Genomic DNA, 14,715 nt, shown 5'->3' with positions numbered 1-14,715 from the left:
CGTAATCGTTCGCTGGAGGAGACTCTGCCCAAGTTCAGGTGCGCACGCAAATCTGCAGCAGGGCGGCTGCCAACGAAAGACCGGAGTCCATGCAGACCACGACGCAAACGGATAGCGCCGTCGAATTCCATGACGTCTCATTGAGGCGTGGCACGGTACTCGCGCTAGACCAACTCAATCTTACGCTGCCGCGCCGCCAGACGACGGCGATACTGGGAGCCAGCGGCAGCGGCAAATCCAGCTTGATTCAACTGGTTATCGGGCTGTTGCGACCGGACTCCGGGCAGGTGCGCTCGCTCGGCCAAGCCATTGACTACAAGAATCCGTCATCGCTGCGGAAACGTATCGGCTATGCCATCCAGGACATTGCGCTGTTCCCGCATTTGCGGGTACGGGCCAACATTCTGCTTCCCGCCAGACTGGACAAGCGCGACGTCGAAGCCAGCAACAGTCGTTTGCAGGAATTGCTCCAACTCATGCAGCTGCCGGCCGACGTCCTCGATCGCTGGCCGCACGAACTGTCAGGTGGTCAACAACAGCGCGCGGGGCTTTGTCGCGCCATGATATTGCAGCCGGAACTGTTGCTACTCGATGAGCCCTTCTCAGGCCTCGACACGATGACCCGAATCAGCATTCATGAGCAGTTTCTGAAACTGCAGGAAGCCGAACCCATTTCAACGATCCTCGTGACTCATGACCCGCAGGAGGCGATCAATCTCGCGGACTACATCGTCGTCATGAAACAAGGTCGCGTACAACAGCATGGGCTTATTGATGAAGTCGTCAACGCGCCGGTCAACGACTACGTCGGCCACCTGATTACGGCACTGCCCGGCGTTACCAACTGATGCTGCGCTGCACCCAAATTGCCTTGCTGTTGTTGGCCGCATTCTGTCATGCAAGCAGCGCCCAAACGATAGTCGTCGGCAGCAAGAATTTCACGGAGAACTACCTGCTCGCTGAGATCGCGGCGCAGCTACTGGAAGCGAAGGGCTTTGACGTCGAACGGCGACAAGGACTGAACGGCACCAAGATCAGCTACGAGGCACTGCTGAACGGGGCCATCGCTGTATACCCGGAATATTCGGGCACGATTACTGAAGTGATACTGGCACAGCCCGAACTAAGCGACATCGAGGATATTCGCGCTGCCCTCGCCGATCGCAAGCTGCGTTTTCTGACACCGCTGGGCTTCAACAATACCTACGCACTCGCGGTGACCAAGTCATTCTCGCGTAACAACGATGTCCATCGCATATCGGACTTGCGTACGACACCGAACCTGCGCGCCGCCATGGCACACGAATTTCTGAATCGTGCCGACGGCTGGCCAGGGCTGAAACAACGTTACGGCCTGCAGCAAACCACGCGCGGTATCGAACACGGCCTGTCTTATGACGCGATCAACGGTGGGGAAATTGACCTTACAGCTGCGTATTCAACCGACGGGGAAGTACTGCGTTCCGGGCTCGTCCTACTGGACGACGACCTGAATTATTTTCCGCGGTACCTGGCTGCGTATCTGGCCAATGACCGGCTGTCGGCCGACGCCACTGTGGTGCTGGAATCCCTCGCCGGGCGCATTGACAACACCCGAATGCAAGCCCTGAACCTGCAGGTACTGGACCCTGACGTCAGCATTGCCGATGTCGCCGCCGGCTTTCTGCGAGAGGAAGGACTGGTCACGGCGGACTACCAGTCAGCAACGTTCCTGCCGCAGCTCGTACGCAATACGCAGCGGCATCTGAAACTCACTGCCTCCGCCTTGCTGCTGGCCATCGTGTTTGGTGTGGGCATCGCCGTCAGCGTCCATCGCCATCGGGGCCTGTCGAACGCTTTTCTGTACGTTACCGGCTTGCTGCAAACTGTGCCGTCCATCGCCCTGCTGGCATTGATGATTCCGCTTGCGGGCGTTGGACAGAAACCCGCGATCATCGCGTTATTTTTGTATTCCTTGCTGCCAATCGCCCGCAGCACCATCACGGCCATGCACGCGATCCCGCCTGCCTACCGCCAGGTGGCCGCTGCAATGGCCATGACCCGCACTCAGGAATTACGTTACGTGTTGTTGCCGCTGGCCATGCCGCACGTGCTGGCCGGCATACGCACGGCGGCCGTCATCTGCATCGGTACAGCCACGCTTGCCGCATTCATCGGCGCCGGCGGACTTGGTGACCCGATAGTGACTGGCCTCGCCCTTAATGACAGCCGTTTGATATTGCAGGGTGCAATTCCTGCTGCGGGGCTCGCGATACTGACAGAACTGTTCTTCGGCATGATTGAGCGCTGGCTCGTCGTACCGCACATGCGGAACATGAGCCAGCCCCAATAACATTCACGCGGCGTCGCTGGCCTTTTGCAAATCGAGCATGAACTCGTTCATGCGCTTCACGTAAGCCGCTGGATTTTCCAACTGGCTGCCTTCCGCAAGCAACGCGTGGTCCAGCACGATATTCGACAATGCGCCGAAGCGTTGCTCGTCAGCCTCATCCGCGAGGCGCTGCACCAGCGGATGGCCAATGTTGATTTCCAGTTGCGGCTTGCTGTCCGGCAGCGCTTGCCCGGACGCCTCCAGCATACGTCGCAACTGCGGCGACAAGTCCTGCTCCAACGCCACTACGCAAGCCGGTGAATCAACCAGTCGACGACTAACGACGACGGTTTCAACGCGTTCTTTCAGAACCTCAGCAATGCGCTCAAGCAACGGCTTGTGCTCATCGTCTGCATTTTCGTCGGGAGTGTCTTCGCCATTGGCGGGCAAATCCAGACTGCCACGACTCACATCGTGCAATGTCTTGCCTTCGTATTCGCCGAGATGATCAACCATCCAGGGATCAATGCGATCGTAAAGCAGGAACACTTCGATACCCTGCTTGCGAAGTTTTTCCAGGTGCGGGCTGGACTTCACTGTCTCGTAGTTCTCACCCAGGATGTAGTAGATCTTGTCCTGACCGTCGGCCGCCCGGGCAATGTAGTCGTCCAGTGACTGGTCCTGCGCGTCACCCTCACTGTGGGTGCTGGTAAAGCGCAACAGTTTCGCCAGTTTGTCCTTGTTCTCGTGATCTTCCACCAGGCCTTCTTTCATAACCTGGCCGAATTGACTCCAGAACTTCGCGTAGTCTTCGCTGTCGTTGCTCGCCATTTTGTTCAGCATGTCGAGCACGCGGCGCGTCAACGCGGTCTTCATCGCGTCGAGGCCCGGGCTCTTCTGCAAAAGTTCGCGCGACACGTTCAGCGGCAGATCCGACGAATCGACCACGCCCTTTACAAATCGCAGGTACAACGGCAAGAACTGCTCAGCATCGTCCATGATGAAAACACGCTGCACGTACAGCTTCAGGCCACGCGGTACTTCCCGGTTCCACAAGTCGAACGGTGCATTGGCAGGGATGTACAGCAAGCTTGTGTACTCGCGTTTGCCCTCAACCTTGTTGTGACTCCAGCACAACGGGTCTGCGAAGTCGTGCGACAGGTGCTTATAGAACTCACGGTATTCTTCGTCCTTGACCTCCGTACGTCCACGCGTCCACAGCGCGGTTGCGGAATTGACCGTGCGCGGTTCTTCGTCGTCAGCGCCGGACAGTAGTACAGGGAACGCGATGTGGTCGGAATATTTGCGGATCAGTGTCTCAATGCGCAGAGACTCAGCGAACTCTTTGTCTTCGTCCTTCAGGTGCAGCGTAACCTGCGTTCCACGCGATTCCAGCTCAATGGGCTCAATCGTAAACTCGCCATTGCCGTCAGACTCCCAGCGTACGGCGTCAGTCGCCGGCAAGCCTGCCCGACGCGATTCGACCGTTACTTTGTCAGCAACGATGAAGGCAGAATAGAAACCGACGCCAAACTGACCGATGAGGTGGGCGTCTTTACGCGCATCGCCCGACATCTGCTGAAGAAATTCCGAGGTACCGGAGCGTGCAATGGTGCCGAGATTCTGAATCAGCTCGTCGCGCGACATGCCGATGCCGTTGTCAATAATCGACAAGGTTCGAGCCTTGGTGTCGAATTCAATACGAATCTGCAGTTCGGCATCGTCTCCCAGCAGATCAGGCTGTTCGAGGGCCTCGAAACGGAGCTTGTCCGCTGCGTCGGAAGCATTGGATACCAGCTCCCGCAGGAAAATTTCCTTGTTGCTGTACAGCGAATGGATCATCAGCTGTAACAGCTGCCGAACTTCGGTCTGGAAACCGAGGGTTTCCCGGCTTGCTGTCTCGGTCACGAATAACTCTCCCAATATCTGAACGGATGGCCACCGGTTGGCCACCGGGCATCACACCATAGTGCCGATTGGGATTATTTCAAGAGCGCAGCCGGCGACCGCCGGCGCGAGAATCGATCAATTGCGGGCGAGAGTGGCCTGCTGACCGACTGTGCCACGGTAGAGAAAGGTTACGGTGAGCAGGCATACCAGCGTCAGTGCCAGCGGTGGACTGCTCATGGCAAGCGCTGCGCCCAGCCCTGCCGCCGAAAGCGTACCGGCCAGGGCGAGCAAGGCGATGATTGTGTTTCGCGCTCGCTCAGCGAGCATTCGGGCTGATGACACCAGATCATCCAGGTCGTCAAGCCAAAGCAAAACACATTCCATTGCATGTCTCCGATTGTCGATGTTAAGCAGCGGTCGCATACCGCGACGGCCGCGAAGTTTGCGTTAAGATGCCGCCGGGTACAACGGCACTGGCCGACTATCTGCTGTTGCCACCTCATCGTCCTGTTCCAGCGACGAGACATTGGACTGTTTGGCGTGTGCGATGGCCTGGTGAAAGAGCTCCCAACGTTGGCGAGTAGCTTCGTTCTTCAGTGTTTCCGTACGGGATTCTTGCTTCATAATGTTATTCGACATTGGTTGCCGTTCGCATAGTTTCCATGTGCTGCGAAATATAGACCGCGCAGCGCGATAGTGCCGTGAGATATGTCACAGCTTTTTTCGTGTTTGTCGCAATTGTGAAGCAATTTTCTGAAAGGAGACTTGTTACCAATATTTTGTCAATTACACGGCATTGTCGAGAACGCATCTGCCAGAACTTCGTATCGTTTCGTCACCCACTTTTGAGCACTCTGTGACCGCTGCCGTGACGAGAGAATTCTTGATTGCAGAAACAAAAAAGGCCGCGTCTGCAGGGCGCGGCCTTTGCTGATTGTCGGAGCTGCTCGCGGTTTATCAGCTTAAGCTCACGAATCTTCCGACCTCAGTCGGACTGATTGTCTTCCCACTTACGCTTTACCTGTTCGGTCCAGGTGCGATAGCCCTTCCACGTGTACAAGGCCGGATCGATACTGCTGCGACGCGAACTCGGTGCAGGGGCTTTGGAAATCCAGCGGCGGTATTGCTGCCAGCCATCAGCGCCGTCACTGTCGTTTGCCGGTTCAGCAACGTTCTGGTGCGCCTCTTTGGCTTCGTCCTCATCACTGAAGTCGTTACGCCAATTGATGTTTTTGCTGTCTTGCATAGCCGTCTGCTCTTGACATCCTGTAGCGAAATACTACGTCGACAGAGGCTCATTTCACAGGAACTGCTTCACAATGCAGACCGGCATTTTCTTTTTTAAAATCATTAGCTTAAGCAGTGGTTTTACTTAATAAAGCGACCCGCCCAGTCAAACCGCGAGGCAGGTCACGGTCACCTCGCACGACATTCACACCTGTACAACATAGCAGGGCTTGTAGCTCTCGCTCTCGAGCTTCATGCGGCCATCGGCGACAAAGCCGGCTAACAGATCGTCCAGCAATCCCATGATTTCTGCGGAGCCGGAGATCTCGAACGGGCCCTGCTTCTCAATCGCTGCCATGGTGTCTTCACGCACGTTACCGGACACCAGCCCGGAGAAAGCACGGCGCAAATTGGCCGCCAGCGTATGGGTCGGAAGATCGCGAGTGATCTGTAACTCACGCATTGATTCGTGGGTTGCGCGAAACGGCTTTTGGAAATCGTGATCGATAGCAAGGCGCCAGTTGAAGTAGAACGCATCACCTTGCAGCCGTCTGAATTCCCGCACCGAAACCAGTCCCTGTAACATTTGCCGGGCAACTTCCTCCGGATCATCGACGATGATCTTGTAGCGGGCCTGAGCTCGGGGGCCCAGTGTCGCGCCAATGAATTCGTCAATTTGTTTGAAGTAATCCGCGCGGTCCGCAGGCCCGGTGAGGATCAGCGGCATCGGCATGTCCTCGTTGTCGGGGTGCATCAGTATCCCGAGCAGGTAGAGGATTTCTTCAGCAGTGCCGACGCCGCCCGGGAAGACAATGATGCCGTGGCCAACCCGCACGAAGGCCTCGAGTCGCTTTTCCATGTCGGGCATGATGATGAGCGAATTGACGATTGGATTGGGCGATTCGGCCGCGATTATGCCCGGCTCGGTGATACCTATGTAGCGTCCGTTACCGATGCGCTGCTTCGCATGACCGATTGTTGCGCCCTTCATAGGCCCCTTCATCGCGCCAGGGCCACAACCCGTGCAGACGTTCAGGCGTCGCAGGCCCAGCTCGTAACCGACCTTCTTCGTGTAGTCGTATTCTTCACGACTGATCGCATGCCCGCCCCAGCACACAACGAGATCGGCCGTCGCAGGCAGGTGGAATACCCGGGCATTGCGCAGGATATGGAATACTGCGTTGGTAATATTGTCGGAGGATTGAAGATCGAAGCGACCGCTCGCCTGGATTTCATTGCTCGTGTAAACAATGTCACGCAGTACAGCGAACAACTGCTCGCGGATACCCCTGATCATTTCGCCATCAACGAAAGCCGATGCCGGTGCGCCTTTCAAGATAACCTTCAGGCCACGGTCCTGCTGCTCAAAGCGCACAGCAAAGTTTTTGTGCCGCCCCAACACTTCGCGGGCATCATCTGAATTGCCGCCTGAGTTGAGAACGGCCAGCAAGCAGCGCCGCAGCAAGGTGTAGAGATCGCCCTGACCGACATTGCGCAGTTGATCGGCCTCGTGTTGCGAGAGGACTTCGAGACTGCCCTCTGGCCACACTTCGGCATCAACGGTTCTGTCGCTGTCCGCGCGAATTACGCTACTGGAAACGGTATGACTTTGTTGCAAGGGAGTTACCTGCTTGGCTGTGATTGAACGGCTGTCCGGATGACGGTAGTGGATTGCAGTCCTGCCGTCCACGCGATGAATCCCGTTTTTCTTGCCTCGAGCATCGCCTGCCGTTGTGACAATCGTTCGGGCGCAAGCCCTGATTACGGCCGGATGTCTATCGGCGTGCCGTCCGGAGTCATCAACCAGATGTCGATCATGTCTGAATTGGACACGGCGATGCAGCCGTTCGTCCAGTCTGCGGAGCGGTAGTACGCCGCCGAATAGGTCGGTTCGTTCGGCTGGCCGTGAATCATGATCTGGCCGCCAGGATCGAGGCCTTTCTGGCGGGCACGTTCGCGGTCATCCAGACTGGGGTAGGAGACGTGTATCGAAAGAAAGAAATCGCTGTTCGGATTGCGGATATCGAGCAGGTAACGGCCTTCCGGGGTTTTCGCATCGCCCTCGTACTCTTTGTGGCCCACCGGCGCGATCCCGAGGGCGATATCGAAGGTACGGAAGGCCTCGCCATTGCGGAGCAGGTGCAGTTTGCGAGCGGCCTTTTCCACAATGACTTCATCGGCCACAGGAAACTCGCTGCTACTGTCCGCCAGCACCAGTGCAGGCAAACAGTGGGCAACTGACGCGATAAATGCCCGGCGACTCGCTCTCTTCATCCTTTGCTCCCCAGAATCCGGATTGAAAACTTACCAGAGTCTGCCGCGAGCTGGAATCGATCGCTAGCGCACATTGCGACCAACGATCCAGCCTATGGCGAAACCAATCACGCCCGCGACCAGTGTATAAGCGGGCAAATAGCGGAATAGTTCCAGCGGGTACAGCGCGCTGCTGCGAATATCGCCAAGGTCTGTGTGGTAGCCGTAGTGCAGATACAATGACAGACCGAGCGCGGGAACGGCGAACCCCAACGTGCCCAGCAACCAGCGCCAGTCGGCGCCACGCCAACGACCGCCACCGCGCTGCAAGGTCAGCGCGGCCAGCAAGAGCAGCACCAGCATCGGCACGGTGTTGCGCAATGCATAGGCGTCCGCACCTTCGACATAGACCACGTACGCTATTGCAGCCAGCGTCACAAACAGTACGGGCAGGAACCGGACAACGGCGCTCAGCATCCCGTGCAACTCACTCCGCGACGCTCACGAGTACCGGAAGCTGAATGACTGTTCCCGGACGGACATTGTGCATGTCCAGTTCCGGGTTGTACTGCCGAAACAGCCACAGTGGCACTTTGTACTGGCGTAACGCGAGTACCCAGACGGACTCGCCTCGCTTGACGGCGTGTTCGCTGACACCACGAATCGTGGTGCTGCGGAAGAACGCGTCCTGCTGGGCACGGTGATAATCCACTCGCTTCGTTTCGAAGTCGCTGGCATTCACATTGCCAAGATCAAGTTTCAGGCGATTGCCGATCGATACCGGTGAGCGGAATGCGAGGCCATTGATATCGCGCAACCGCTGAGTACGAATGCCCAACCAGTCAGCGTAGTGACCCAGCGTCTCCAGCGGGTGAACCTCGATTGTCGAGTCGGCTGCGACCGTGTAATCGCTGGGATCGGACAATAACGCAGTACGCGCCGTACTGATCGAAGTGCCGTCGCCGTCGTCGACGTCATCGGGCAACGCGCCAGAACCTTCGATTACCTGCTCATCATCCGCGGCCAACACAGCGGTTGGCTCCACCTCGTCCACCGGGTCAGGTTCGGGCATCGGTTCCGGTGCGGGTGCCGGAGGGGGCGGCGCGGCGGCCACCGTTACCGGGGCCGGGCCTGCCGCCGGCAAACGTATCTGCTGACCAATGCGGATTCGATTGCCACTGCCAAGGTTATTCAGTGCCACCAGCGTGGATACACGGGTCTTGTAAGCCTCGGCAATTTCGGACAGCGTGTCACCACGGGCGACGATATGGATCAGATCCGGCAACTGCTCGTTTTGCCAGACAGACTCGTCGAGGTTAGCCAGCAGGTCAGCCAAGGGCGTCTGCAAGCGACCACCCGGCACCCGCAAATGGAAGCCTTTGGGCAGGTGCTTACTGCCTTGCCAAATAGTGGCCTGAGTCGCCGGGTTGTGTTGCGCCAGTTCCCGCTCGCTGAGACCCGTAGCCGCCGCGAGTGCGTCCGCTGGCAGGTAAGCCGATAATTCGACCGTGTCGTAAACCAATGCAGGCTCAGCGGTAACGCCGGGGAAATACTTCTGTGGATCCTTATCAACTCTAAGAGCGGCGAGAAACGCGACGTAAAAGTTGCGCGACGCGAAACCAAACGTGCGCCCTTTGTATTCGCGCATTATTTGCACGTAGTTGGTATCGCCGAACTCCCGCATGGCACGTCGCGCGCCGGCCAGACCGTGGTTGTACGCCGTGATCGCCATGGGCCAGTTGCCCACGATGGAATAGTTGTAGGCCAACAGCTCGCCGGCAGCCACGGTAGCGGCGTACGGGTCATTGCGTTCATCCAGCACGTGATCGATACGCATGAAGCGCCGACCCGTCCCGCGCGTGAACTGCCAGATGCCTGATGCACCCACGTGCGAGCGTGCGCCCGGGTTGTACGAGGACTCGACGTGCGGCAAGGCGGAGAGCTCCAGCGGCACACCCAGCCGGGTGAACGACTCATGCACGTGCGCGCGCCAGCGTCCGGCCCGTTGCAATCCTTCGCGAAAGCGGTCAGACAAGCCCTGCTGATAACGAATCTGGTTTGCCGCACTTTTCAACTCATTGTTGCTGACATCGGCTGGCCACAAGGCCAGCACACGCTGCTCGTCCTCGCTCAGATTGGTGCGCTTGCCGCTGCCCAGACTCTGCAAAATAGCCTTGTAGTGATTGCGGCGTACACCGACCCGTCGTTGTCGCTCACGCCGTGAAACGCTCGCCGGCATGCTGACTCGCTCATAAACAACGGCAAGATTGCGGTTATCGTGTAGCAGTCCTTCGTCGCTTGTATAGTCGGTGAATACTGCCAGCCAGAAGTCGACATCGCGATTCAACTCTGCCGGCAATGGGAATAGTTCATCGTCAGCCCGGGCAAAACCCGTGACCGATAAGAGAACGCAACAAAGAAGAGTAATGAGACGCGGTTTGCAAAATGACCTTATCATCAGTAATAACTACACGATCAACAGGGGGCTGTGCGCAGGATTACCGCACAGTTCACAGAACTCGCGGGATTTATGAGGCATTTTCCACGCTGTTGGAACCGGCAATCCGGATTCGCTGTCTGAGGCCATATGGCCATCTCTCAATGAACTCACAAATACTCTCCTTGCATAAAACGTTGCTGCTGGCTGTTGCGCTGCTCGCCATTGCGCCGGTTTTGCCTGCGGCGGACGAACCCGAGGCCGCACCGGTTCAGCTCGCCATGATGGATGAGACCGATGGCAGCGAAGCTCGTTCGGAGACCGAAGCAGACAGCGAGATTATCGTCAGCGCGGATGTTGACGCTGACAACAATGCAACACCGGACCTGAGCTTACCAAGTCCCGTCGTCGATGCCAGTGACCGTATTGTCCCTGTGGTGCCGCTCGCCAACGCAGTCACCACCGTCGAACACGCCGCCGAAACGCTGCGCTTGCTCGGCGACACAGTACCGCCTGGCAGTTACCGCCGCCTCGCGTGGTCGGCAACGGAATTGTTCGAAGGCTTGCCGGTGTCCACACCGGTTCTGGTCGTCAACGGCCAGTTTGCCGGACCAACCGTGTGCTTAACCGCAGCGGTACACGGTGACGAACTCAACGGTATAGAAATGGTTCGGCGCGTCATGCACGAACTCAACCCGGACAAACTTTCCGGTGCCGTTATTGGTGTACCTATCGTCAATTTGCAGGGATTTCGCCGCGGTTCACGCTATTTGCCGGATCGCCGCGATCTCAATCGCTATTTTCCGGGCAACCGCAACGGCAGCGCTGCATCGCGCATCGCGCATTCGTTCTTCACTGAGATCGTGCTGCAATGCGATGCCTTGATTGACTTGCACACGGGATCTTTCGAGCGCACCAACCTGCCGCAACTACGCGCTGACTTACGCAACCCGGATGTCGTGACTATCACCCAGGGCTTCGGCGCAACGGTCATCCTCCACAGTACCCCGGCGCGCGGCACCTTGCGTTATGCGGCAACGGCCGCCGGCGTGCCCACCGTTACTCTAGAAGCTGGCGGGCCGTCAGAACTCGAGCTCAAAGAGGTCAAGCACGGCGTAAAGGGTGTGGAAACATTGCTGCATACCCTTGGCATGGTGAAACGATCACGTCTTTGGGGTGACCCGGAACCGGTCTATTACCGCTCGTCCTGGGTACGCGCCAACCGCGGCGGCATCCTGCTGGCAGATGTCAGCCTCGGTAGCAGCGTTCGCCGTGGTGACTTGCTCGGCAGCATCACCGACCCGATGAACAATGCTACAACCAACCTGTACTCGCCTTTCTCCGGGCGCGTCATCGGCATGGCCAAGAACCAGGTTGTCATGCCGGGCTTCGCCGCGTTTCACGTTGGTATCGCTACTGAACAGGCGGCGCCACTGAATGAAAACACGGCTGATCCTGCCGCCCATGACGAGGCCGGTGCTGACGACGGCTATACGGACGGAATTTCAGAGTAGATCCGCCGTCCGCGAACACCCGAATTGCCCGCACGGTCCTGCAATCGTTACACTCGCGTCGCAACTCCGAACCGACGAGAACGATCAGCCAAGCCGGGCGTAAGCCGCTTTATCAATTCTGGACACCCAACTACTGGCCGGCATGGCTGGGGTTGCTGCTGTTGCGGATCGTATGCCTGTTGCCACATAGCGCGAGGCTCGCGGTGGGTCGTGGCCTGGGTCGGTTCTTGCACCGCATTGCCGGTCGCCGTCGGGCCATCATTCGGCGCAATATTTCCCTGGCATTCCCCGAACTGGACGAATCGGCCCGCAACAAACTGGCACGCGAACACATGGAAGCGCAGGGGATATCCCTGATCGAACTGGGAATGGGCCGCTGGACATCTGACCGCGAACTGGTGGCACTGACCGACATCCATGGCACCGAACATCTGCAGCAGGCCGCTGACGACGGTGTTGGCATCATTTTGCTGAGTGCTCACTTCACGACGCTTGAAGTCAGCGGACGCGTGCTGAGTCTGAATTGTCAGCCTTTCGATGCGGTATACCGTAAACACCGCAGCCAGTTCCTTACTGAAATTCTGCGCACCGGGCGCGAACGATCGGCACGCAGCACCATCGAGAAAAACGATATCAAGACCATGGTGCGGAGTCTGCGCGACGGGCGTCCGGTCTGGTACGCGCCGGATCAGAGCTACAACCTGAAGCAATCAGCGATGCTGCCGTTCTTCGGTGTACCGTCGATGACCAACACGGCAACCAGCACTTTGGCCAGATTAGGCAAAGCCCGTGTACTGCCGTATTTCCCCCGGCGTCTCGCCAATGGTCGTTACGAACTTTGCGTCTTGCCGCCGCTGGACAACTTTCCGAGTGACGACGCTGCTGCAGACACGCTCCGCTACGTACAGGTACTTGAAGAGCGAATCCGGCTTTGTCCGGAGCAGTACTACTGGATTCACCGCAAGTACAAGAACCTGCCTGCCGACATGCCGGACTACTATGCGGACCTGGACGCCTGGAAGTAGCCGTCCAGCAATTGTCGCCAGTCATTTTCGGTCCAGTTGATCGACGGGTCCAGACCACGGATTTTTCGCAAACTACGATGCAACCTCGCTAGATTTTTGGCCTGCCAGGTGCCCGGTTTTCTGATCGTTCCGCGATCAAAGTCCAGCAGAAACAGTCCGTCTTCAGCATTGATCTGTACGTTGTAAGCATTCAGATCAGCGTGACAAATTCCATGGTGGTGAAAACGCTGCAGCTCCGCGCCCAGTTTCTGCCAGAACTGTGGACCAAGGTCACCGCCTTTCAAGCGCTGAGACAGTGGCTCAATTCCCGGCTCGCGCACCGTCAGCAAATCGGCGGAGTAAAAAGTCCCCGCGCGCCGATAGCGTGCGGCGACCGGTTGCGGCACAGGCAACCCCATCGCCCGCATCTTGTACAGGATTCGCCACTCCATGAAAGGACGGGTTCGCTCCTCGCCTGCCCAGACATAGACATCACGCACGGCTCGACCGATCAGGCCGCCACGCACAAAGTGGCGCAGCACGAACTCTGCTTTGCCGTCACTAACGAACATAGTCTGACCGCGACCTGCCGAGCGCAGATTACCTGCAACTGGTCGTGACTCACGCCATCCGCGCGCATGGAATTGCTCGTCGGAAACGTGGTTGAGGATGGCGGTATCGTATAGGATGGCGCCGTTCTTGGTCTTCTCGACGGTGTCGCTCAAGTCCTGCCGTCCTTTACTGGTTGATCTACATGTTTCAGCACGCGCCGCCGGACAGTATTTGCGTGGTTCGTCTCTCGGCGATTGGCGACACCTGTCATGCGCTGGCCGTCGTCCGCAGCATACAGGACACTTGGCCAGAAACGCGGATCTCATGGATCATCGGCAAAACAGAAGCCAGCTTGCTCGCCGATATTCCGGGCATCGAGTTTATCATTTTCGATAAATCGAAAGGCAGGGGCGCCTACCGTGATCTGCGCCGCCAGCTTCGCAACCAGTCATTTGATGCTGCGTTGTGCATGCACGCGTCCATGCGCGCAAATTTCATTTACCGCTCGTTGCGTACACGATTCCGAATTGGTTACGACTTCGCACGCGCCAAAGATTTTCAATGGCTGTTCACCAATCGGCGTATTTCACCGGAGCAAAGACAACACGCACAGGATGCCATGCTGTCGTTCGCCCGCGCGATCGGCGTACCGGAAAAACCCTTGCGCTGGGATATACCGCTGTCTGAACCCCAGCGGGAATTCGCCGCTCAGTACCGCGATGCTGAACGACCGATGCTCGTCATCAGCCCCTGCAGCAGCCAACGCGCGCGCAATTTCCGCAACTGGAGCGCCGAGAACTACGCCGCCGCCGCCCGTCATGCACAGCAAAAATTCAATTGCCGGATAGTCCTCACTGGCGGCCACTCGGACCTGGAACAGGAATACGCTGCAACCATCCGCCGTTTGGCCGGCGACGATGTCGTCGATCTCGTGGGCAAGACCAACCTGAAGCAATTGCTGGCGCTGATCGAGATTGCAAACGGCGTGTTGTGCCCGGATTCAGGACCGGCACACATGGCAACCACGGTCGGCACGCCCGTTATCGGCCTTTACGCGACGTCGAATCCCGAACGCACCGGCCCCTATTGCAGCCGCGAACTGTGCGTCAACGCCTACCCGGAAGCTGCCCAGAAATACCTCGGCAAGGCGGTTGATGACTTGCGCTGGGGACAACGGGTTCGGGATCCCGGCGCAATGGGCCTGATCCGGCTGGCACAGGTCAAAGAAAAACTGGACGTGCTATTTCTTAAAAGCAGCACGTTTTAAGAACTTTGCCACTGTTGACACCGTATTTTGCTATTTTTTTCCTATTTTCGCTGAATGGACGGTCGCCTATTTCGCCGTCAACAGGTCCAAATGACCGTCGACCCATTTTCAGTAATATACCGGACGTTTAGCGATATTAACGACTTTTTATGGGGTTTTACTCGCTTTCTCTAAGCAATTGCGTCAGCAATGAAACCCCGTCCGCGCTGCTTTGCCGCGGATTATTGAATTTCCGGCGTTTCTCGACCTTGGCTACACAA

General features: G+C 57.6%; 14 protein-coding genes. 5 read left to right on the top strand and 9 right to left on the bottom strand.

What is annotated here, in order from left to right; translation table 11 throughout:
• Nucleotides 1-89: 89 nt before the first annotated feature.
• Together AC0L8N_RS12015 and AC0L8N_RS12010 are read left to right on the top strand one after the other, a co-directional pair.
• Nucleotides 90-848 carry an ABC transporter ATP-binding protein gene (locus AC0L8N_RS12015; protein WP_473667930.1) on the top strand — a complete coding sequence of 253 codons (759 nt, stop codon included), beginning with the start codon at nucleotides 90-92 and terminating at the stop codon, nucleotides 846-848.
• Nucleotides 848-2,332, top strand: coding sequence for a glycine betaine ABC transporter substrate-binding protein (locus AC0L8N_RS12010; protein WP_473667929.1), 1,485 nt, complete (start codon nucleotides 848-850; stop codon nucleotides 2,330-2,332). The genes AC0L8N_RS12015 and AC0L8N_RS12010 overlap by 1 nt, the downstream gene beginning before the upstream one ends.
• 3 nt (nucleotides 2,333-2,335) lie before the next feature.
• On the opposite strand, the gene htpG is transcribed toward AC0L8N_RS12010, so the two are convergent.
• The 8 genes from htpG to AC0L8N_RS11970 all read right to left on the bottom strand — a co-directional run bounded on the left by htpG (nucleotide 2,336) and on the right by AC0L8N_RS11970 (nucleotide 10,040).
• Nucleotides 2,336-4,219, bottom strand: coding sequence for a molecular chaperone HtpG (gene htpG, locus AC0L8N_RS12005; RefSeq protein WP_473667928.1), 1,884 nt, complete (start codon nucleotides 4,217-4,219; stop codon nucleotides 2,336-2,338).
• Between the two features lie 117 nt (nucleotides 4,220-4,336).
• A complete protein-coding gene (locus AC0L8N_RS12000; protein WP_473667927.1) occupies nucleotides 4,337-4,585 on the bottom strand; it encodes a hypothetical protein in 249 nt (82 codons plus the stop codon).
• 63 nt (nucleotides 4,586-4,648) lie between these two features.
• Nucleotides 4,649-4,825 (bottom strand): hypothetical protein, encoded by a 177-nt coding sequence (locus AC0L8N_RS11995; RefSeq protein ID WP_473667926.1) that lies wholly within the window; start codon nucleotides 4,823-4,825, stop codon nucleotides 4,649-4,651.
• A gap of 361 nt (nucleotides 4,826-5,186) precedes the next feature.
• Nucleotides 5,187-5,447, bottom strand: a complete 261-nt coding sequence (locus AC0L8N_RS11990; protein WP_473667925.1) for a hypothetical protein — start codon at nucleotides 5,445-5,447, stop codon at nucleotides 5,187-5,189.
• Between the two features lie 186 nt (nucleotides 5,448-5,633).
• Nucleotides 5,634-7,013, bottom strand: a complete 1,380-nt coding sequence (gene ppnN / locus AC0L8N_RS11985; protein ID WP_473670139.1) for a nucleotide 5'-monophosphate nucleosidase PpnN — start codon at nucleotides 7,011-7,013, stop codon at nucleotides 5,634-5,636.
• 176 nt (nucleotides 7,014-7,189) lie between these two features.
• Complete coding sequence (locus AC0L8N_RS11980; protein ID WP_473667924.1) at nucleotides 7,190-7,702, bottom strand: L,D-transpeptidase family protein; 513 nt, start codon at nucleotides 7,700-7,702, stop codon at nucleotides 7,190-7,192.
• Nucleotides 7,703-7,765: 63 nt separating this feature from the next.
• On the bottom strand, nucleotides 7,766-8,158 hold the full coding sequence (locus AC0L8N_RS11975) for a hypothetical protein (protein WP_473667923.1): 393 nt from the start codon (nucleotides 8,156-8,158) through the stop codon (nucleotides 7,766-7,768).
• Between the two features lie 10 nt (nucleotides 8,159-8,168).
• On the bottom strand, nucleotides 8,169-10,040 hold the full coding sequence (locus tag AC0L8N_RS11970; protein ID WP_473667922.1) for a LysM peptidoglycan-binding domain-containing protein: 1,872 nt from the start codon (nucleotides 10,038-10,040) through the stop codon (nucleotides 8,169-8,171).
• 242 nt (nucleotides 10,041-10,282) lie between these two features.
• Between AC0L8N_RS11970 and AC0L8N_RS11965 the strand changes: the two genes are divergently transcribed.
• A complete protein-coding gene (locus AC0L8N_RS11965) occupies nucleotides 10,283-11,632 on the top strand; it encodes a succinylglutamate desuccinylase/aspartoacylase family protein (RefSeq protein ID WP_473667921.1) in 1,350 nt (449 codons plus the stop codon).
• Nucleotides 11,633-11,655: 23 nt separating this feature from the next.
• Nucleotides 11,656-12,657 (top strand): LpxL/LpxP family acyltransferase, encoded by a 1,002-nt coding sequence (locus AC0L8N_RS11960; RefSeq protein WP_473670137.1) that lies wholly within the window; start codon nucleotides 11,656-11,658, stop codon nucleotides 12,655-12,657.
• Here the strand turns inward: AC0L8N_RS11960 and AC0L8N_RS11955 are convergent.
• A complete protein-coding gene (locus AC0L8N_RS11955; protein WP_473667920.1) occupies nucleotides 12,630-13,361 on the bottom strand; it encodes a 3-deoxy-D-manno-octulosonic acid kinase in 732 nt (243 codons plus the stop codon). The two genes, AC0L8N_RS11960 and AC0L8N_RS11955, sit on opposite strands and share 28 nt — an antisense overlap.
• A gap of 29 nt (nucleotides 13,362-13,390) precedes the next feature.
• Here AC0L8N_RS11955 and AC0L8N_RS11950 point away from each other — a divergent pair, with 29 nt between their 5' ends.
• Nucleotides 13,391-14,455, top strand: a complete 1,065-nt coding sequence (locus tag AC0L8N_RS11950; RefSeq protein WP_473667919.1) for a glycosyltransferase family 9 protein — start codon at nucleotides 13,391-13,393, stop codon at nucleotides 14,453-14,455.
• The last annotated feature ends 260 nt before the right edge of the window (nucleotides 14,456-14,715 follow it).

The organism is Woeseia sp. D3-10, from assembly GCF_055809415.1.
This window is presented reverse-complemented; position numbering and strand designations above follow the sequence as displayed.